This window comes from Evansella tamaricis (assembly GCF_019042215.1).
In the GTDB taxonomy this organism is placed as follows: domain Bacteria; phylum Bacillota; class Bacilli; order Bacillales; family Salisediminibacteriaceae; genus Evansella; species Evansella tamaricis.
Genome location: NZ_JAHQCS010000163.1, coordinates 20052 through 42440, shown reverse-complemented (window position 1 = coordinate 42440; position 22389 = coordinate 20052). Strand labels below are relative to the sequence as shown.

Here is a 22389-nt window from a genome sequence, read left to right as displayed (position 1 = left end):
AGTATGCAAAGGAGAATTGTCTATGCCAACTTATCACAAGCTTGTTCGAGATAAGATCCCAATGATTATTGAAGCAACTGGTAAGTCCTACCGAACTAGAATACTCGAAAATACAGAATACATAAAAGAATTAAGAACAAAATTAGGGGAAGAAGTGGAAGAATATCTCAGTGCCAAAACAGATGATACGGCAGTAGAAGAACTGGCAGATATCCTGGAAATCCTTCATTCTCTTGCGAAAGTTCATGGGAAAACAATGGAAGACGTCGAACATGTACGTCAGGAGAAAGAAGTGAAGCGCGGGGGATTTCAGAAGGGGATATTCCTGATTGATGTGGAAGATGAGTAAAGTACAATTAATTACGGAAACGTTGGTTGACGAATTGGTCACAGCGATTGAAAAAGCTTCATCGATTTATATCTTAACCTCGTTTGTAATGAAATCAGGGGTGGAGGTGTTAGAGAAGTCGTTAAAAAGGGCAATCGATCGTGGAGCGGAAGTGAAGATTTGTACTGGTGATTATTTATTTGTAACCCAGCCAACTGCACTAAAAAAGTTAATACAACTAAGTGAAAAAATAGAAGTGCGTCTGTATAGAAGTAACGGGAAGTCCTTCCATCCGAAAGCTTACTTGTTTCAACAGGGTAAGCAAGATGGCTCCATCATTATTGGCTCTTCCAACATGTCGAGATCAGCATTAACTCATGGTGTGGAATGGAGTTTACTGATGGATTCCAGCGCCTCCATTGTTACATATGAAAAGGCATTAGCTGAGTTTATGAAATTGTTCCTACACGAACAAACTGTGCCGGTAAATGAGGAAACTATATTAGAATATGAGAATCTATATAATAAATATCATCGTGAACATCCTGAGTTAATTCGAACCTGGACGAAGGCTGAGGAACTAGAATTGATGATTCCTAAAACAAAGGAGGAAGAAGTAGCCTCAACAGTTATCGAAACGAAGCAATCCTATGGTTCCATTACACCACGTCATGCCCAAATAGAAGCGTTGGAAGCATTGGAAACAGTGAGGGATGAGGGTTACGATAAAGCCATGTGCGTCATGGCTACTGGCCTTGGAAAAACGTATTTAGCTGGATTCTTCGCTGAAAACTACCAACGGGTAATGTTCATTGCACACCGGGAAGAGATCTTAAACCAAGCGAAACAGTCCTTCCAGAATATAATGCCTAATCGTTCCTTTGGTATTTATAACGGCATATTTAAGGAGTATACGTCGGATTGTGTGTTTGCATCGATCTTCACTTTAGCTAATGAAAGGCATCTTAAACAGTTTTCAAGGGACAGCTTTGACTTAATTGTAATGGATGAGTTACATCACGCTGCAGCAAAGAGTTATCAGAAGGTACTTGACTATTTCCAGCCAGCTTTTTTTCTAGGCATTACAGCAACTCCAGACCGGATGGATGGTAAAGATGTTTATGGTATATGTGATGGGAACGTGGCCTATCAGCTACATTTTATCGAGGCGATTCAGAGAAACTGGTTGTCGCCGTTTCACTACATTGGAGTATATGATGAAACTGATTATTCTCAAATTACTTGGCTAGGTACTAGATATGATGAAGAGGAACTACTGGCAGTGCAGCTGAGGGATGAAATGGCTGACAAGGTATTCGAAAGCTGGATGAACTACAAGCAAACTCGTACTCTAGGTTTTTGCTCTTCTATTAAACAGTCTAATTTTCTTGCAAATTATTTTAAATCAAAAGGCGTTAAGGCAACGAGCATTCATTCCCAAGGGAGCGAATACACCCGGTCAGATGCTTTACGAATGATCGAGCAGGGTCAGTTAGAGATTATCTTTACAGTGGATCTCTTCAATGAAGGAACAGACATACCATCCTTAGATACTCTCTTATTCGTAAGACCGACAGAATCTCTAACGGTATTTACTCAGCAGGTGGGACGAGGACTGCGACTATTTCATGGGAAAGAATACTGTACGATCATCGACTTGATTGGGAATTACCGAAATGCGGACAATAAATTAAGTTTGCTGGACACACAGTCTGAAGAGGAACGAAAAAAGAGTGCTACTCTAGTGCCGCAAGTACCGGAAAACTGTCTGATAGATTTTGATTTAGGTGTAGTCAATTTATTACAAGAACTTAGAAAGAAACGGCAGCCGAGGATAGAGCAGCTACGACATGCTTATTTCGAACTTAAGCAGGATATTGGAAGAAGGCCGTCGTATTTGGAATTACATCTCCATGGTAATGCCAACTCAATTGAGTATTATCAGGAGTTTAAGTCATATGTGGGATTTTTATATTGGGCGGAAGAATTGAATGACCATGAAGAGAAAGTCTTTAAAGCATATGAGGATTGGCTCAAGGAAGTGGAGCGGACAGGCATGGCAAAGAGCTATAAAATGGTGGTCCTATCCTTTATGTTGAGCCGTGGAATACAGGATTGGATGAATTCAGTAACGCCAGTGGAAGCAGCTCCACATTTCCATAAGTATTTAACAGAGAAGGAATACCGAAAGCGAATAGACTTCTCCGATAAGCAAGGAAAACGGTTGTGGGAATATGATGAAACTAAAGTAGCTAAATTGATCGCCGATATGCCAATGTCCAAATGGAGTGGCAGTTCTAAGGGGATGCTTGCATTTGATGAAGGAGTTTTCCAACTGACGTTTGATGTGGCTGAGGAATATAACAAAACGTTGTATAGCTGGACAAAGGAGATTTGTGAGTATAGGTTGCATCGGTATTTTGAGAGAAGGAAAAAATAACAATATTTACGAATGTATTGGAAGTACTCTCTACTGAATTACCCAATAATTATTATTAAATGTTAAAATCTACAATTTTTGGTATTATAAAATTATCAGAATTTGTAGTTTTTTCATAATTATATAGTTTGGGGTGAGGTAATTTGAATATGTATCGATGGTATTTTCCTATTAATGCAGAGGGGGGACAGCCTGAAGGCCTAAATGACTCTGGTGTTGAAAGCTTTAGAGGGAATCAAATTGAATCATTAGCAAGAGAAATTATTCAAAATTCTACTGATGCAAGAAAAATTAATAATAAGCCAGTTAAAGTGTTATTTCGAAAATTTTTTATAAATAAAAATAGTTTTCCTAATAGAACAGGTTTATTGAAATCACTAGATTCTTGTAGGGAATATAAAAGAACACCCCATAATGCAAAAGACTTCTTTAAAAAAGCTATTAATATTTTGGAGACGGAAAAAATTACATTCCTTCAAGTGAGTGATTTTAATACAACTGGATTAGTAGGAGTATCTGAAGAAGCAAGTGATTGGGAAAATCTTGTTAAATCGATTGGGATTAGTAATAAAGGTGGCAGTTCAGGTGGTTCCTTTGGAATTGGTAAAAGCGCACCGTTTGCCTGTTCAAACTTAAGAACAATTTTCTATCATACATACAATCAAAACCACGAGCGAGCTTTCCAAGGTGTTTCAAGATTAGCATCGCATTTTGATGGGGAGAATGAAACGCGTGGGACTGGATTTTATGGACTAAAAAAAAATACTCAGCCAATAACTAATAGTTATTCAATTCCAAAATGGTATGATCGAAAAGATTATGGTACAGATATTTTTGTTGCAGGATTTATTAATGATGACTCATGGGAAGAAAAAATAATTATGGCAGTTCTAGAAAATTTCTTTGTAGCAATCTACGAAGAGAAACTTATAGTTGAAGTAGGGAAAGTCACAATTAATAAATCAAACTTAAAGATGTTAATAGATCGTTACATTAAAATAAATAAAAATTTGTATGCTAATGAATATTTTTCTGCAATAACTTTTGGGGAGCGAACTAGTAAGGATATAAAAGGGTTAGGAACAGTATTGTTGTATTTACAAAAGAATGATGAGTTTTCAAAAAAAGTTGCGATGGTTAGAAGCACAGGTATGAAGATTACTCACATGGACCGGTTTAGGGGTGGAATAAAATTTTCTGGTGTTCTTCTTATACAAGGGCAAGAGCTTAATAAACTACTAAGAAAAACAGAACCACCAGCACATGATAAATGGGAAGCTGCAAGGCATGAAGACCCTAAATTGGCAGATTCAGTCATTAAGGAGTTAGGGAGATTTGTTAGAGAGTCTGTAAAAGGGATGAATAAATTTCATGAAAAGAATAAATTGGATTTTAAAGGGTTTAATAAGTTCCTACCAGACTATTTAAATGAAGATTCACCACTAGAAGAAAATTCTATTGAAGAAAACCAAAATAGTATAATTCCAAAGACTATTAAAGTAAACGCAAGAAGGAATAAAAAGAAGAGTAGAGCAGAAATTGCGTCTAAAGGTAAAGGTGGAAATACTAAGTATAGAAGAAAGAACACTAAAAAAAGGAAGACTTCTAATGGAACAAATAGTAGAAAAAGACTTAATATAACTAGAATTAAATCTATAGTGGTCAGTGGTAATAAAGGTATTTATGATTTGAAAATTGGAACTGATTTGGGTGGGGATGGTTGGATTAAATTAAATTTCATAGGTGAAGATTCTAGATCTTACGATACCAATCCCATTACTGCTCTAGATTTAAATATGAATAAACAATTACCAATAACTAATGGTCGCATTGGTCCAGTAAATTTCGATAATAACGATAAAAAAACGATTCGTGTTGAATTAGAGGAAAAATTGCGGGCTTCACTGGAGGTTATAGTTGATGAAAGTTAAAGAAAGACATTTTCCATATCCAGTGCTAGCAGATTTTACAGATGATTTTGTACAAGGATCCTATGAAACGGACATTAGCTATAATATTGAGTCTACTAAAATTGTTTTAACTATTAAACATAGCTTAAATAATATTGGATTATTAGATTTAATAAACAATGGTGATGCAAATTATATTACTCATATTGAATGTCCAAAAACCCAGTTTAGATTACTAGAATCATCAACACAAGAAACTCAAGAATTAATCTTAGATGCTTCTAAAATTGATAATGGTATTGAGGTATGTACATTTATTGTGGCAACCAAGAAGATAGAAAACTACACTAATATGGATTTTGATAATGATTTTGAAGGTTATTCATTTACCCTTAACAAGGGCGACATTTTAGCTGTAGGTTATGACTTTAATATAAGTATTGATAAAGAAGAACTGAATAAATCCGAATCAATTATACAATTCGAGAAATCTGAAGATGATGCTAAGCCATTTACTATTTTTTTTGAATCAAATCGTTTAATTGTGAAATTGAATGGGAAAAATTACTCTCTTTACAATTCAATAATTGAGTATAATGAACTACTACCAATTTTATATTCCTTAATAGGAGTACCTGTAATCTCTTCTGCACTCCAGGTAATAGGTAGTGAATTAAATGATGAAGAAGGTAGCATTGATGACGGCTACTCTGATTGTCGGTGGTTTAAAGTTTTAGTAGAAAAAATAAAAGAAAAAAATAAGGATCCATACGATCCACAAATATACGATGAATTAGAAGTTATTTTATTAGCTCAAGAAATATTAGAGGATCCTTTATCTAAATCTTTAGATACGCTTATCAATATTTATGATGAGGTTACTGAGGAGGAAGAGGTATGAATAGGTTAAAAGAAAATTATTTAAACAAACTGAAGAGTAGTGTTGAAAGTAATCTGGATAAATATTATGTAGATAAACCTTTTATTGAAGAGTTTGAGGAATTGTTGGGTGAAGAATCAGTTGAATTATACTATAACAGATTAGTTTTAGAAACACAGACAATAAATATTGAAAAATTGGATTATGAAAATTCAACAATAATTTATAAATCGCTATCACATCTACCTTTAGCAGAAGTAGCTGATGAAAGAATATGGGCATTTATGACTCATATTACTCATTGGGACTATATGAGGAAAAGGTGGCCCATTGAAGAGACTATGGGTTCAGCTGTGAATTTTATCTTAAACAGGTATTTTTTCAGGGAAAGACCATTTTCACGTAATGGATTAGCACGACTTTGGTGGTTTGCTCATATCACTTATAATTCCAAATTTGAGAATCCGTTTTATTTAACAAGTATAATGCTTCAGAATCAAGATCAAGATATTGCGAGAATGATACTTGAAACTCCTACAATATGTAGAAATCGAAAGATGGTAGAGGCAACTTTAATTTCCTTAAAAGAGTTAACTGAAGAATACGAAGTTAAATCAAGAGATTATATTAGATTTGTTGCACGATATATTAATTTGACAGGTAGTGTTAGGTTATGGGATTACTTGGATGAATCGGAGTTGAGGGAGATAATTGAAGAAATAAAAAATAGTTGGAAGAAGACACAAAACTTACAAGCCTCTCTCTTTTAACTAATAAAATCGACAGGATAAAAAAACCTGTCGATAGTTTTTTTGCGTTTGTGATCATCTAGATAAACATGGTAATTAAAACTCGCCTACACAGATAAATAAATGACATTGGTATAAGACTTAGGGTAATTGAACTCTTCATACCTAACTAGTTTTATATGTTGAATTCCTTCTTTAGTAGTCTAATTATGTTTTCGGCTGTCTCTTGATTGAATTGAAATGATTGACTAATTTTTCCTTGGAATTTCCGATCACTGGTTCCATAAGTATCAATTTGGAAGTACTTTTCTCCATTGCTAGAAAAACTTGTATAGCTTGCATCTACTTCCTTATGAATGGCATTTCTTTCTTTGTTTAATCTATTAAAGTTTGCACTATTTATCAAAGCCAATTCAAGTCCTCCTTTGTTTTGTAATATATTTATTTTATCAAATTTTTTCGACGGTTCTATATTTTTCCATGCGATTATATTGTAATCTACTATATCTAAAAAGGCCATTGCTGAATAGAACCCATGTACATGTAAATTTATCCAGTATAACAATTAAATGGACATAAAGAGAATCAGCGATAATTAATCAATAAAATTAAAAGGACAACTTAGTTATAGTTAAACATTTCTGTTTGAATTTTCCTATTAAATCATTATTTGGCACATAGGTTCTTATGTTATAATAAGATATTAAAGATATTTTAAAGTTATTAGAGGGGATTTACAATGAATAAATTTAAAGTAATTGATTTATTTGCTGGTGCTGGAGGTCTAAGTGCAGGCTTTGAACAAACCGGTTGTTTTGAAGTGGTTGCTGCGGTGGAAATAGATAAAAATGCTAGAAAAACATATAAAGAAAACCATAATAGTTTAAAGGAACAGTATTTCTTTGAAAATATCAAAGATATAAAAGAAGACCAAATTCGAGATTTAAGAAAGATTGGGGTGAATATAGTAATTGGTGGTCCACCCTGCCAAGGGTTTTCGAATGCCAATCGTCAAAGAAATACACTAGTTTCCACAAATAATCAATTAGTAAAAGAATATATTAGTATTATAGAGAAACTAAAACCCAAAGCTTTTGTAATGGAAAATGTAAATACTATGGATTCAGATAAACATAAGTTTTTCAAAACTAAAAATGAAGATACTTATTTAACAGAAGAATTAATGGTTGAAGTCCGCAATGAAACCATTGTTATCGGAAGTAAGACAGCATTAACAGAGACGCTAATAAACTTTCTAAACAATGGAGGATGGGAAGAAAGTTTTATGATAAATGGAGAGATTTTCTCGAAGTTAAACGCTTTCACTAAACAAAAAGACATATTGGGGTATATTTCTAAAGAAACCAATTTGCGGTATTTTAGTAAGTTAATTACTAAATGGGATACAATACATTCCTCTTACTGGTGTAACGAATATAAAGAAGTATGGCTGGGGTTAGGTGATCAATTAGAATCTCTCATTGAAGGAAACCAATCAATAGAGTTTATTGACAATTTAAGACATATTTTAGAAGTACAAAAGATTTTAATGAAGTTTAAAGAAATATTAGATAATAATGTACATTATCAAAATCTCTCTTCTAAAAATGATAGTATAATCATAGATGTACAAACCTATAATGTGTTTGAGTATGTGAAAAAAAGATTAAAGTCCTTAGGCTACAAAATAAACGAAGATGATGAATTTATTCTTAATGCTGTTAATTTTGGGGTACCACAACAGAGGAAACGACTTTTTATAGTAGGAGCTAAAGAGGGCTTAATAGAAGAAGGTCAAAAAGTTACTCTCCCAGAACCAGTGTTAACTGATGAAAAAAATTTCATTAAAATAGCTGATGCTATAAAGGATTTAGAATTAATTACAACTTCTACAAATACAGATACATTACCACCATCTTATAAAAACAACTACATTTCACAAAGAGATAACAGATTGTTTGAATATTTCAAAGAGGGAAATAAAGGATTTGTTTATAATCATGTTAGAACTGAAACTCGTGAAATAGCCTTAAAACGGTTCCGTACTTTAAGGCCAGGGCAAAACTTTCATGATTTAGATGAAAAACTTAAATCAACATATACTGATTACAGTAGAACTCAAAACACAGTATATAAAAGATTGAGTTACGATAGTGTGTCAGGAACAGTTCTAAATGTAAGAAAGTCAATGTGGATTCACCCGAGTTTAGATAGGGCTGTTACAATTAGGGAAGCTGCTAGATTACAGTCATTTCAAGATAGATTTATTTTTAAAGGAACAAAAGATGCACAATATCAGCAAGTAGGGAATGCTGTACCTCCACTATTAGCAAGATTTGTCGCAGAAAGTATACTAAAAGCCCTAGGTGAAAAACCAAAGATGAATGCAGTTGATATAATTAATAATAAACTTGAAGAAACTGTTGTTTAAAATATAGACAAATTATTGGAAAAAGGGGACTTATTAGTCCTCTTTTTTGTATAATTATAATTAGAAACTAAAAAATGATATTTTCTTACAAATTTTTTGATTTGATAGATTGTTTAGTTATTTAGAAAAGTTGGTGAAAAGGTGAAGACAGAACTAGTAAAACCTGTTGTATCAAATTTTATTAAATCATTAAGAGATATAGGATATTCGTTTGAAGTAGCAGTTGCAGATGTACTTGATAATAGTATTACTGCAAAAGCAAAAAATATACAGATAGCTTGTATACCACAGCCTAAGACAGTGTTTTCTTTATTAGATGACGGAACTGGTATGTCAAATGGTGAACTAATAGATGCTATGCGTTTAGCTACCAATGATCCTGATACAACTAGAGAAAATACAGATTTAGGTCGTTTTGGATTAGGTTTAAAAACTGCTTCGTTTTCTCAATGTACTGATTTAACTGTTATTTCCAAGAAAAATGGAAGGGTTTTCATTAAACAATGGGATTTAGAATATATTTCAACACAAAACGAATGGTTACTAATCACTCCAGATTTAAAGAAGTATGAAAGTGTACCTCTTTATGCTGAATTCAATAAACAAGAGAGCGGAACTCTAGTAATTTGGCAGGATATTGATACTTTTACCGAAGCTGCAATACCGAATAAAGTAGAAATTTTAAGAAACCATTTATCGTTAGTTTTTCATTGTTTCTTAGAAGGGATTGTTCCGGGAAAAAAAGCACTTAGGATTTCTGTAAATGGTCTTCAATTAGAGCCGTTTAATCCATTTAATCCAAAACATATAGCAACACAACAATTAACACCGGAAAAAATAAAGTATAAGGACTCAGAAATTGTAGTTCAGCCATATATATTACCACATCACTCGAAATTATCACAGCAAGAATTTGAAAAGTATGCTACGAAAGATGGGTATACCAAATCCCAAGGATTCTATTTATATAGAGCCCACCGTCTCCTTATTTATGGGACGTGGTGGGGTATGCACAGGGCAAACGATGCCCACAAGCTAGTCAGGATTAAAATAGATATCCCAAATAACCAAGATTCTGCTTGGGGTATTGATATAAAGAAATCATTTGCCAATCCTGATAGTGAATTAAAAAAAGATTTAAAACGTGTTATACAGCAGGTGACTGTAAAAGGTTCAAGACCCTATACGGGAAGAGGGAAAAAAATTGAAGATAAATCAACTACTCGTTTTTGGGAATTGCTTGCTGATAATAAAGAAATTAAATTCGCAATAAACAGGTTGCATCCAATTATTAAAAGCCTTGAAAATACACTTGATGAAGACCAGCGACATATGTTGAACGTCATATTAATGGGAGTAGAAGGCTATCTTCCGTTGGATGCTATCGTTGCACAATTGAACACAAACCCTATGAAAGTGAAACAAGATTCATTAATAGATGAAGTACAAATAAAAGCACTTGTGGAAAATTGGCGTGCTAGCGGTATTAGTGAGGAATTTATAAAGGATTTGTTAAGAACTGAAGTATACAAAAATAGGGAGGAGTATTTTGAATATGCCAATAATGGAAGAAGCTAATCAAAATCAAAATATTATGTATGATCATGTAAAAGAGAAAATTTCTGAGAATCTTACAAAACAAAGTGTATTACAAGAAGATTCAATAAAACAATTAATTGAAGAATGGAAAGGAGTTATTGAAAATACTCCTCCAAATATATTAAAAATTATTCTTGGAATTGAAGATGAGAGGCATATACGATCTTTAAGTTTAGAAGATTGGAAATACATACAAAAGGAGTTAGAACAGTCTTTTATTGTAAAGATCGAATCTGGCGTACTAGTAACTGGTGAAATTCAGAAAACTAGAGATTTAACATGGTGGACAAGTAAAAAGCAACTTGAAATAGAAAACTATTATTCTACAAATTACATGAACTATATGAAACGAAATTTACCAACCGAGGTATTAAACACAATAGATGAAGATACAGATGCGGTAATGAATAATTTAGCCGATCCTGATTTGGGGGAATTTTCAATATACGGTATGGTTGTTGGACATGTGCAATCTGGAAAGACGTCCAATTATGCTTCTTTGATTTGTAAGGCTGCAGATGCAGGCTACCGATTCATTGTTGTTATAGCTGGGGGACTTAATAACCTTAGAGACCAAACTCAAAAAAGGTTAGATGATGTATTTATTGGGGCTAACTATCAAGGTGTTGGTCAATTACCTGGTTTTAAAAGAGAAAAGATGCCAGACAGTCTTACCAATGCTGATAATGACTTTAAACTAGAAACAGCGAAAGCAAGAGGAACAACAAATTTTGAAAATATGCAACTACCCATTTTAGTAGTAATAAAAAAGCACACGAAGTCATTATCAAATTTATTAGAATGGTTGGAAAAACATTATAAGAACCAAATTGAAAAAGCAATGTTGGTTATTGACGATGAGTCAGATTATGCTTCCATTAATACAAAAGATGAAGAAGATCCAACTGTAATTAATGAAAAAATCCGTCTACTGTTAAGGAAATTTAAAAAGAGTGCTTATGTTGCGTATACAGCAACACCATATGCTAACATCTTTATTGACCACGAAGCCAAAAATGACCAAGTAGGTAAAGACTTATTTCCAGAAGATTTTATTTATGCACTGGATGCACCATCCAATTATTTTGGGGCTAACAAAATATTTGGTGGAGAAGAAAAAAAGTATATAGTAGAAATCCCTAATGAAGATGCAGTTTACGAATTAGACGATACTCCATACCCAGTAGGAAAAATACCATTTGTAATTAAACATAAAAAAGACTATGTTGATGAGTTAAACGAGTTGCCAGATAGTCTGAAAGACGCAGTACGATTATTTCTCCTCAATATTGCTATTCGTAATTTACGTAATCAAAGAAAACATAATAGTATGCTTATTCATATTTCAAGATTTACTGATGTTCATATCAAAGTAAAAAAATTGGTGAAAGAGTATTTTGAAGTATTGAAAAAAGATATTACCGCTTATGGTAGTTACGATAATCCTGACCAGTATTCAGGAAAAATCAATCTTATGAGAAAAACGTTTGATACAAGATTGGAAGATATTGAATTTAGCTTTGGAACAGTAATTAAAGAGCTAGTTAAAGTCATAGAACTTGTTATTATTCGTGATGCGCATCAAAAAGCTAAAGACCGGTTAGTTTATAGAGATGATATTCAAACGAACGTAATAGTTATCGGTGGATTAAGTTTGTCACGGGGGTATACACTTGAAGGATTAAGTGTAAGTTATTTCTTAAGAACGACTGTTTTTTACGATACATTAATGCAAATGGGGCGTTGGTTTGGTTATCGCATTGGATATGAAGATATTTGTCGTATTTACTTAACAGATGATCTTTATAAAAAGTTTGGTTTTATCATTGAGGCAACAAATGATTTAATTAATCGATTAAAAGATATGCGACAAGACAATTTAACACCAAGGGATTTTGGTTTAGCTGTACAGTTGCATCCTGATAGTCTTGTACAAGTTACAGCAAGAAACAAATCAAAACACACAGAAGATATGTTTTTGCAGATGAATTTAGATGGGTCGATGAAAGAAACTGGGTGGATAAGTGATTTAGAAAAAGATATTTCAGAAAACGAAGTTGTCTTAAAAGATATAATAAATAGTTTACTGACTGGCGGATATGAGCATGAATCAAAGGAAAGTCATCTGTGGAAAAATGTTAAAAATTCCATCGTTGAAAAATTTGTAAACAATTATAATTTATATAGACATGATCCTTTAGGTTTAAGGTCAAGAATGCCAATTGAATTCATTAGAAAATATATTCAAAATAATGAATCTGATTGGGATGTTGTTTTATTTAATGGAAAAGGAACAAGAAAATTTGAATTTGAAACCATTACTGTTAAGCGTCAAAAACGAAAGGTAAAGCATAAGCATGGTTATTATGAAGTCACCAACAGACAACTTTCTCGAGCAAATCCAGAAAGAATTGTCATGCCTAAAGAATTTAAAAGAATTAGTTCAAGCGAGATGAGAACAAAGTTAGATAAACCCTTGCTTATGCTTCATGCTTTAGAGCTAAGAGATCAGAATGATGAATTTATTATAAATACCGTTGGATTTGGAATTAGTTTCCCTATTACAGGGAGGCCACAAGAAAATACTCTTAAAGTTCGTATTAATAATGTATATAAAAGGCAACTCGAAGAAGCATATCAAGTTGAGAATGATGAAGATGGTGACTATGATGAATAATCCTTGGGCGGACTTAAATTATTTAAATAAAATTAGAGTTAAAGAATCAATTAAATACAATGTTTTTTGGATTAAGGATTCCCTAAATAAATATGGTCTATTAATTCAATGTGATGAAGACTTTATTCTGCCCAAAAGGGAATTTAAGTTAAAAGGTATTGAGATTAAACTAGATAATACGTCGACACCCAACCAACTTATTTTACTTTTGAAAGAAACATATGATTGGGAGATTTTCTTAATACTTTGCAATGATTTGATTAATGTCATGAAGCATTATGACACAGATATAATTGTAAAAGTCATGGAACGATTAGTAAGATGGCAAAAGTTACTACAGAGGACAACGTTGAACATATTATCAAAAGAAGAACAGATGGGACTATTTAGCGAATTAAAGATATTACAAGATTACTTGTTTCCTAGATATGGATGTAGTAGAAGTATAAAAAGTTGGGTGGGAGCTCTGGGCGATAAACAGGATTTCCTACTAGATAATTTAGCAATGGAAGTTAAATCATATAGATTAACATCTGGTAATGCTGTATGGATTTCCTCTAAAGAGCAGTTAAATTCAGAAAAAAATCCATTATATTTATTCGCCTGTGCGATAAATGAAGTATATAGAGGTGAGACAATTATTGATGTAGTGAATTCTATTTCAGAATCCATAGAAGACGATAATCTACTATACGAGTTTTTGGAAAAAATAGAACACTATGGTTATATTCCAGAGATTCAGCAAGAATCTTTATCCAAATTCTCTTTGGAACAGGTGAACGTTTATGAAGTAAAGGATTACTTTCCAAAGATACATCTAGAACATGTTTCACCTTTAATTAAAGATCTGAAATACAGAATTGAATTATCGGGTTGTTCACAGTTTAAAGTAAAAGTAGATGAAATTTTAAAGTAATGGAGTTGTAGGTAATGATAACATTAGAAGAGTTCCATTCAGATTTCTTACAATCAATCTTATCGGATTCCGAAAGTCGTGGATTAATGAAGGCACAGTCATTTTTTGAGCTAGTATGTGAAGATTTAATGCAAGTAGGGGATTTAACCAATAATTACGAAGCTGCAGAATTTATTAAAACTGGTTGTGAAGTATATGGATATGATTTTGATGAAGAAAGAAAGACTCTTACTTTAATTAATTTTCAATTTTTTCAGGATGACATAATCGAAACGTTAACTAAGCAACAAGTATCATCAAAGTTCAAGCGGTTAAAGAAATTTGTAGAATTAAGTATGAATGGTCTCCATAATGATTTAGAGGAAACATCTGATGCCTATTCACTTGCATTTACTATTAATCGAAATGTGCAAAATAAATTAATTGATAAGTTTCGGTTAATTGTTCTAACCGATGGTAAACTGACAAAAACTATTTCGAGCATACCAAATGATGAGATTAGTAATATTACATGTGAGCATAAGATTATTGATATAAACTATTTATATGCTATTTATAAGTCTGAGAATACATCAGGTTCTTATGATATAGATTTAAAAGTGCCATATTTAGAAGTGCCAAGTAATTCCGAAGAATATCAATCATATTTAGGAATATTAGATGGTAGTCAACTTTTTAAGATCTATGATGATTACGGTCAAAAGCTTTTGGAGCAGAATGTTCGTACTTTCTTACAGTTTAGGGGGGGAGTCAATAAAGGTATTCGAAATACAATTCAGTTTAAACCAGATATGTTTTTTGCATATAACAATGGAATCACAGCTACTGCCACTCATGTGGAAACTAAAGAAGGGTATATCACTAAAATTACTGATTTTCAAATTGTAAATGGTGGTCAGACTACTTCTGCTATCTACGCTGCAAAAAAGAACTCGAAGCTAGATATTTCTAAGGTGTCTGTTCAAATGAAATTGTCTGTTGTGAATAATATTGAGAAGAAAAGTGAATTTGTTTCAAACGTGTCTGAGTTTGCAAATACGCAAAACAAGGTCAACAAGTCAGACTTCTTTTCGAATAGCCCGTTCCACAAGGAAATGAAAGATTACTCAAAGCGAATTTGGGTAGCGACACGTGAAGGATCTCAGAAACGTACGCACTGGTTCTACGAAAGAGTACGTGGAGAATATCTAAATGAGCAGGCCTATTTAACACCAGCAAAGAAAAAACAATTCCAAATTGAAAACCCAAAACAGCAGTTAATTGATAAAACATTCTTAGCGAAAAGTGAAAATTCATGGGATAGAAAACCTCATGTTGTTTCAAAAGGTGCTCAATATAGTTTTGAAGAATTCGCTAACTCCGTTACAGATACTCTAGAAAAAAATCAGATGGCAATAACAGAGAAATTTTTTAAAGATGCTGTATCTAGGGTAATTTTATTCCGTGCAACAGAAAAAATTGTGTCTAAGGCTTCATGGTACGAGAACGCTTTCAGGGCCCAAACTGTTACTTATTCTATTGCATTACTGTCACATGCTATTCACAAAAGAAAGGTATTTTTTGATTTCAGTAAAATATGGGATGATCAACGGTTACCTATTGAATTGGTAGAATTAATGAAGGCCATAACAAAGAAAGTCTATGAAAAAATTACGAATCCGCCACCAGGATCAGCAAATATATCACAGTGGTGTAAGAAAGAAATATGTTGGAAAGAAATCTGTAATACTGAATTGGATTTATCACCATTAAGAAAGCTAGTTATTACGAAAGAAGAAGAAAAATATGAAAATAAATCAGAAAAACAGCAAAAAGTATTAGATAGTGGTATTGAAATTCAAACGTTTGTAGTCAAAACCAATTTTGAACATTGGATCCAATTATTTAGCTATTATATAAGCACTAATAGCCTGGGATCACTAACCATTGCTCAAAGAGATATCTTAAAGAAGTATACCGAAGGAAAAATTCCTTTACCATCCGAGAAGCAAGCAAAAGTACTTTATTCATTGTATCAACGAGCACAAAAAGAAGGATGGGAAGTGGTGGATGGTAAGTCATTCAACTAACTAGATATTTTCTAATGTGGCAGTATGGCTGATAGTGCAAGGATAAGGAGTAAGTAATTATGTGGATGTTATCCTAATTCCTTTTATAAAAAAGTGTAGAATGTTATTACAGTAACACGTTTATGCCGGGCCCTAGGGTCCGGCATAAAAAAGGGCACTTTCAAACCTCTCCAAGCAAATTTAACCCCCTCATTGGACCAACGATGTTGCTAGAATTGAGTAAAAGAAGGAAAAAGCAACTCTAAAGTTATTGATTAGCAAATTATCTACTCCGATTGTATATTATTACTCATTAGTTTTGTTAAAACCATTTCTCATATAGAATAGATGTTAGCGAAGCCCCATCATGTTTTTCCAAATTACATTTGGAACATAACAATTGAATATTACTAACGTCATTCATACCTCCTAATGCTAATGGAACAATATGGTCAAAATTCTTATAATTTTGTAAAGATAATAATTTTGATAAATCTTTATTACATAAAACACACCTTCCTCTATCCCTGAAAAAAATAGCGTTTTTTACCCACTGAGGTATGTGCTTTCTATGTAAAACGCCATCTCGTTTAAAATGTTTCTTTTCCTCTAATCTCAGAAAATCATCTTCTAAGGATATATTTGAAATGACGCTTGCAACTAGCTCATTAAATTTTCCTAATAAATATCGGTTCATGAATAAGATATAAAATACCTCACTAGCCATTTTTTCAGATAGAATATAAACCTCGTCTTCACATAATTCAAAGTAATAATCACTTATATCATCTGGTGTTACATCCTCGAATTTTATATTATTAAATTGAATCCATTCTGAAAAACTCTCATGAGGTATTGAATAATATTTTAGTGCCTCCTCGATGGGTAATTCCCTGTAATTTATATCATGAAATCCAATGTTGTATTTTTTCTCCATCTCTAAACGTTCGCTTATAGAAACGTTATTCATCTCTTCATCCATTAAACTTTCAATAACAAATTGAATAAATTGATGAAATACTGAGTTTTTTTGAAATCCTTGTACCAAACGACATTCATTTCCATCTCCATAAAACTCATTCAAATTAATTAGATATGGAAATGGATCATTAATGACATTCTTAATAATATTTGCAATATAATATGTTTCATAATACTTAATTTCAAACAGATTATTCTTCATCTTTTTCCCCCATTCACTTTAATTCTCCATAATATTTCAAGATACATGTTCTATCGGGAAATCAATCCTTTTTTTATGATCTTGTCTGCATAGAAAAGAAGTTATAAGGAGTAAAGTAAAAGCTCATTAGCAAATTATTATAAAAATTTTCTAAAGTTTATAAATTTGAGCCTGATATGCTTGCATACTTATATTAGGAGCGCACATCCATACAAGTTATGATTTACTTACTTCTGTGGTTTGAACAATATTATGCTGCTCAATCTTTATCATCTGTTGCTGATTAATCGATTCTAATAAATCTCCAATCGGTATTACCTCTGCAACTGTATTATTGCTACCTTTTACAGCAATAGCAATTACATTGTTTTCTTTATTTACTACAGGACCACCACTATTGCCACCATGGATAGCCATTGTTGTGGTATATCTTACATAATCGTTAGGATAGTATCTACTAATTCTTTGACTCTGTATTTTTCCTTCCACTTCGTGAAGTGTTTGATCCCGGATATATTCAGGATATCCTAGTAAACAGCATTCCATATTCTCTTTGATATCCAAAGAATAATCAAAGCCATAAAGTTTTTCATCAACGCCGTCAATTTTAAGAACCGCTATATCTCTTCCTTTATCAAACATGATTATTTTTGCAAACCATATTTTATCAGAATACCGGGATTTAGTAACTGGAATGTAATAGTTGCTATTAAAAGTAGCTAGTTCATTATTAATTACACCTTCTATAAAACATTTTACAACATGCCAGTTAGTAACTAGTCCAATTCCTTGAAGTAAAAATGCACTTCCTTGTGAAGAGATAATTTTTTTATTAAGAGAGCCAAGTCTATAACTTATCTCATCTTCTTCGATAACATAAATGTTTTGTTGTCTAAATTCTGTCCAGGTATATGGTCTATAAAGAAAGGCATAATTTGTACCTTCCTTAGTGTTAATTTCACTAATTATCCTATTATATCTAATAACAAACTTTTGAAAAACTGCATCCTGCTTCCCTTTAATATGTCCTATATGAGATATCATTCCTCTAACTATATTAAACATATCATAGTTGTTAAAAAGAGTGGCTCTGTATGGGTACTTTTCTTTGAAGATTTTTACAGCTTCTTCAATATTATCTAAATTCTTTTCTATCGTATGTAAAATTGAACGTATTCTTCGTACATAAGTTCTATTAACATTAAGTTTACTATTTACTTTAACTCCCGTTACATACTGTGCTTTGCTATTTTCGCAAATCCTTGTTTTACTCGAATTTATTTTAAATCCATTTGATTGAATTATCTGTTTAACTTTCTCACCTACTTCTTTTACTCCATCATTCCCATTAAAAATTTCAAATCTAAATTTCTTATTATTTGTTGATAAAGTTATATCATCTGCATATCTAGAATAAATGCAACCATTTGTACGTGCTAATCTACTTAATTGTTTATCTAACTTATACGCAATAATGTTAGATACAATTGGTGAAGTTGCTGCTCCTTGGGGTAGCTTATTATTGTTATCGCAACAAATATTAGCTAAAGTAGTTGCAACTTCGTTATTAAATTTAAAATAAGTCATAAACATGGCTCTTACTCTTGGAAATATAATGCTGGAAAAGAACTCTTCTAAATCTAAATTTAATACTAGTTGCCTATTCAAGTGGCATATGGCATTTGTACGAATACTTTTATGTTTTTCAAAGCCGTGGGATGTCGAATGAGAAGACTTATACACAAGAGAAAGTATGTAATTAAATTTTTTTTGAATTATATTTAGGTTTTTTGAAGGTTTATTTATAATTCTAAATTTATCACTTTGTTTTTTGGGGATTTTTAATGAGTGGTATTTTTTTTTATCAACTACATTTTTCCATAGTACTTCTATAGGTATTTCTAATAGGTTAGCTATATCACTAAAAGAATGTAAGTTTTGAAATTCATATATTAAAAGAGTGTCTGGTTTAGTTAACTCTACATTCATACTAACTTCCTTCCCCCATTATTGAAAAAGTTGGAGTAGCCATTCCACTTTTCTAGTTTCCGTAGAGAATAGTAAACTGAATAATAGTGAATAGGTGCCCAGGAATTAATAATCCTTTGCACTTATCAAAACAGGCGATTTCACCTTTAATGTTCGAAGCTACTCCATTAACATAATATCATAAATAGTTCCAAATGTTTCTATTAATTTATTTTTTTCACTTCTTATTAACTGAGGCGATAATTGACAATGAACGTTTGGTAGCTGGCCATTTCTTGACTAGGCTGGAGTTGACGGTGAAGAGAAAAGGGTAACTTGATTGATTATTACGTTACTCCCTTTTTCCCAATGGATTCAGTAAGCTTCCAAGTGGCCATATGATGATTAAGGGAGTTGCGGGATCAGGGAAGACAACGGTCTCGGTGCGCCGGATTTCATTTTTACATCAGCACTATAGCCATGAAGAAGACGATAATATATTACTAGTAACTTATAATAAAACGTTACTAAACTATATCAAATATCAATATGAAAAGTTTAAAGAAGATGAGCAGGAGATTGAGCATTGGTTCAAGCCAAATGGTGAAATAGAGATTGCAACGATTGATAGTCTCATGTTTAAGTATTTCAATCAATATCAAACGAGAATGAAAGTGAACTATAACCTATCAACAACGCCAATTGAAAATCAGGTGATGGTGAAGGCGATTCATCAGGTCAAAGAAAAGTATCCAACCAGTAAGATATTGTCCCCAAAAAACAGCTACTTTTTGCTGGATGAAGTGACGTGGATCAATGCTTGTCATATCCCTGATGTGGAAACGTACCAGAACATCGATCGTGTTGGGCGGGCAACTGGCGGGAGCGGGACACCTCAGAAGTTGATCAAGAACTCTGAACTACGGGCAGCTATTTTTGAATTGATGGAGGCGTTTAATCTTCTCCTTGAAAAAAATGGGTATATCACTTTTAAAAAGATGAATCTTCTTGCCTTGGAAGAGGCGCAGCAAATGAACCATGGAAAGTACACTCATATTATTATTGACGAAAGTCAGGATCTGACAAAGGTTCAACTTGAGTTTTTAAAGTGTATTTATCATGAGAAGGCCCATTCCTCGATTATGTTTGTTGCAGATAATACACAAAGTATATACTCTCACTCCTGGTTAGGGAAGGGACGTCCTTATACGACGATTGGCTATGACATGAGTGGGAAGTCGCGAATGCTTACGAAAAATTACCGGACAACCACGGAGATTTCAACAGCTGCTTATGGGTTAATTGAACAGGATACCAATATTAACAGCAATGTTGATTTCGTTAAGCCATCATTAATCGATCGCCATGGTCATCCGCCGGTCTATCGCTTTTTTGCTAATAGTGGGAAGCAGCTTGAATATTTGCTTGGTGAAATCAATACGTTATTGAATGACTATGAGCACTATGATATATGTCTGGTGGCTAAAGAGAAGCGACTGATTGAAAGTGCCAGTGTGGGGCTTGAAAAAGCGGGTATTCCTTGTGAGATATTGAATACTTCTAAGCCAGATTTCGAGTCTAATAAAGTGAAATTAGTAACCATGCATTCTATTAAAGGATTAGAGTTTAAAGTTATTTTTCTCATTGATTTGAATGAAGGGATCATTCCGAATGATCGGATGTATGATATTGATGATGAGGCTACATTAGATTCGGAGGAACGGAAACTGCTTTACGTTGGAATGACAAGGGCAAATGAACTTCTTTACATGTCTTCCGTTAGAAAGCCATCGAAATTTATTAAGGAAATAAATAACGATCATCTACGGGTCAAACGGGACTGTTCGTTACGACCGTTTCATTCAATTGGAATACAGGATTATCAATTAACGAACCAAATAGTTGATATTAATGCGAAGGAAGAAGTTGTCCGTCAATGGTTGTTGAAGGAATTGAAAAACACCTACGGTTATCCTTTGGAGCTCATTCAGCTTGAGTTTCCAGTCCAGCAATTTTCCAAACGGGGCTATGTTGACATTGTAGTAAGTATTTATGTGAACGGGGAGCTGATCCCTTATATTTTCGCGGAAATAAAAAGGTTTGGGGCAGGGATTGAGAATGCTTCCGCACAGTTAACGTCTTATATGGAAGCGGACCATTCTGTCCGTTATGGAATTGTCACGGATGGATTGGAGATTAAATGCGTTGATCGACAAGGGGAAGTATTAAATGATCTTCCAAAATGTCGACCGCAGTTTTGAGGAGCACCGTGACGGTTCTCATGCTCCTTCATCAATTTACAGTGGTGAAATATAGTTTGTCCTATTTGAAATCAGAAGCAGTGGGGACGGGCCTTTCGCTCCCTTTTTGGGTAGCGCAAGGTCCGTCCCCTGCTTCTTTTTTGTTGTTTACATTTCCAAACTTGATAGTGCTCCATGAAGCCGTTCATCGACTTGTGCACATGAAGAATGAGAAAAAAATAAAGGACTTATTAAATGTCTTAAGTTTTAATAAAAGCAAACACAAAAACTCAAGGAATAGGGGTTCCTGCTTGGCTTATTCAAGTTCGTGTACAAAGAAGAAGTAGTGAATATCTACTTAGTTAATAACTTTCCATCTAGAATTTGAATTTGTCTATTTGTACGTTCCGCAATTCCTTCATCATGAGTAATGACTACGACAGTTACCCCTTTTTCTTTGTGAATTTCCTCTAATAGATGAATGATGTTACTCCCAGTTTCTGAATCCAAGTTACCAGTAGGCTCGTCTGCTAGAATAATTTCCGGGTCTGTAATCAATGCTCTTGCAATGGCAACCCTTTGCTGTTCTCCCCCAGATAATCGAGTAGGGAGATGGTGGAGTCGGTGCGCCAACCCTACCCGCTTTAACGCATTCTCAGCCCTTTGCTTTACAAACCCAGAAGAAAACACCGTTAATAATGGCATCATCACATTTTCAAGTGCTGTTGCTGTCGGAAGTAATTGGAATTGCTGGAATACATAACTGATCATATTTTGTCTTAGCTTTGCCAAATGTTTATCATTAAGTTGATGAACAGCCTGATCGTTCACCCAAATTTCCCCTTCGTCAATCGGCTCCATTCCTCCGATTGTATGAATTAAAGTTGACTTCCCAGATCCAGAAGGTCCCACTATGGAAACATAGCTATGATCTTGTATCGTAAAGGAAATATTTTTTAGCACGTCCACACGCTTTGTTCCAAGTTTATAGCTTTTGACTACATTCTTTAACTCTATCAT

At 33.3% G+C, this 22389-nt stretch carries 15 protein-coding genes and 1 pseudogene; 12 read left to right on the top strand and 4 right to left on the bottom strand.

Annotated elements, in window-relative coordinates; genetic code table 11:
- Positions 1-22: 22 nt before the first annotated feature.
- The 5 genes from KS419_RS20500 to KS419_RS20480 all read left to right on the top strand — a co-directional run bounded on the left by KS419_RS20500 (position 23) and on the right by KS419_RS20480 (position 6328).
- Entirely contained in the window at positions 23-349 is a 327-nt protein-coding gene (locus KS419_RS20500) for a nucleoside triphosphate pyrophosphohydrolase (RefSeq protein ID WP_217068448.1), read from the top strand.
- Positions 342-2768 (top strand): DEAD/DEAH box helicase family protein, encoded by a 2427-nt coding sequence (locus KS419_RS20495; protein ID WP_217068471.1) that lies wholly within the window; start codon positions 342-344, stop codon positions 2766-2768. Before KS419_RS20500 ends, KS419_RS20495 begins: the two co-directional genes overlap by 8 nt.
- A 143-nt stretch (positions 2769-2911) precedes the next feature.
- On the top strand, positions 2912-4699 hold the full coding sequence (locus tag KS419_RS20490; protein WP_217068447.1) for a hypothetical protein: 1788 nt from the start codon (positions 2912-2914) through the stop codon (positions 4697-4699).
- Positions 4689-5579 carry a hypothetical protein gene (locus KS419_RS20485; RefSeq protein ID WP_217068446.1) on the top strand — a complete coding sequence of 297 codons (891 nt, stop codon included), beginning with the start codon at positions 4689-4691 and terminating at the stop codon, positions 5577-5579. Before KS419_RS20490 ends, KS419_RS20485 begins: the two co-directional genes overlap by 11 nt.
- Positions 5576-6328, top strand: coding sequence for a DUF6339 family protein (locus KS419_RS20480; protein ID WP_217068445.1), 753 nt, complete (start codon positions 5576-5578; stop codon positions 6326-6328). Before KS419_RS20485 ends, KS419_RS20480 begins: the two co-directional genes overlap by 4 nt.
- 154 nt (positions 6329-6482) lie before the next feature.
- Here the strand turns inward: KS419_RS20480 and KS419_RS20475 are convergent, their stop codons facing one another.
- A complete protein-coding gene (locus KS419_RS20475; RefSeq protein WP_217068444.1) occupies positions 6483-6719 on the bottom strand; it encodes a hypothetical protein in 237 nt (78 codons plus the stop codon).
- Positions 6720-7046: 327 nt separating this feature from the next.
- Here KS419_RS20475 and KS419_RS20470 point away from each other — a divergent pair, with 327 nt between their 5' ends.
- The 5 genes from KS419_RS20470 (at position 7047) to KS419_RS20450 (ending at position 15999) form a co-directional block, all read left to right on the top strand.
- A complete protein-coding gene (locus tag KS419_RS20470) occupies positions 7047-8738 on the top strand; it encodes a DNA cytosine methyltransferase (RefSeq protein ID WP_217068443.1) in 1692 nt (563 codons plus the stop codon).
- Between the two features lie 141 nt (positions 8739-8879).
- Positions 8880-10316: an ATP-binding protein gene (locus tag KS419_RS20465; protein ID WP_217068442.1), complete on the top strand. Its 1437-nt coding sequence runs from the start codon at positions 8880-8882 to the stop codon at positions 10314-10316.
- Positions 10294-13014, top strand: coding sequence for a Z1 domain-containing protein (locus KS419_RS20460; protein ID WP_217068441.1), 2721 nt, complete (start codon positions 10294-10296; stop codon positions 13012-13014). Before KS419_RS20465 ends, KS419_RS20460 begins: the two co-directional genes overlap by 23 nt.
- Positions 13007-13930 carry a PD-(D/E)XK motif protein gene (locus KS419_RS20455; protein ID WP_246594308.1) on the top strand — a complete coding sequence of 308 codons (924 nt, stop codon included), beginning with the start codon at positions 13007-13009 and terminating at the stop codon, positions 13928-13930. The genes KS419_RS20460 and KS419_RS20455 overlap by 8 nt, the downstream gene beginning before the upstream one ends.
- 14 nt (positions 13931-13944) lie before the next feature.
- Positions 13945-15999, top strand: coding sequence for an AIPR family protein (locus KS419_RS20450; protein WP_217068439.1), 2055 nt, complete (start codon positions 13945-13947; stop codon positions 15997-15999).
- A gap of 301 nt (positions 16000-16300) precedes the next feature.
- On the opposite strand, the gene KS419_RS20445 is transcribed toward KS419_RS20450, so the two are convergent.
- Together KS419_RS20445 and KS419_RS20440 are read right to left on the bottom strand one after the other, a co-directional pair.
- Positions 16301-17161, bottom strand: coding sequence for an HNH endonuclease (locus KS419_RS20445; RefSeq protein ID WP_217068437.1), 861 nt, complete (start codon positions 17159-17161; stop codon positions 16301-16303).
- A gap of 216 nt (positions 17162-17377) precedes the next feature.
- A complete protein-coding gene (locus tag KS419_RS20440; protein WP_217068436.1) occupies positions 17378-19150 on the bottom strand; it encodes a reverse transcriptase domain-containing protein in 1773 nt (590 codons plus the stop codon).
- A 371-nt stretch (positions 19151-19521) separates the two neighbouring features.
- On the opposite strand from KS419_RS20440, the pseudogene KS419_RS25370 reads away from it, so the two are divergent.
- Both KS419_RS25370 and KS419_RS25365 read left to right on the top strand, forming a co-directional pair.
- Positions 19522-20295: pseudogene (locus KS419_RS25370) on the top strand (UvrD-helicase domain-containing protein); the annotation flags it as partial.
- Positions 20272-21390 carry a 3'-5' exonuclease gene (locus KS419_RS25365; protein WP_343215104.1) on the top strand — a complete coding sequence of 373 codons (1119 nt, stop codon included), beginning with the start codon at positions 20272-20274 and terminating at the stop codon, positions 21388-21390. The pseudogene KS419_RS25370 and the gene KS419_RS25365, both read left to right, overlap by 24 nt.
- A gap of 333 nt (positions 21391-21723) precedes the next feature.
- Here KS419_RS25365 and KS419_RS20430 read toward each other — a convergent pair whose 3' ends face one another.
- Complete coding sequence (locus KS419_RS20430; RefSeq protein ID WP_217068435.1) at positions 21724-22389, bottom strand: ABC transporter ATP-binding protein; 666 nt, start codon at positions 22387-22389, stop codon at positions 21724-21726.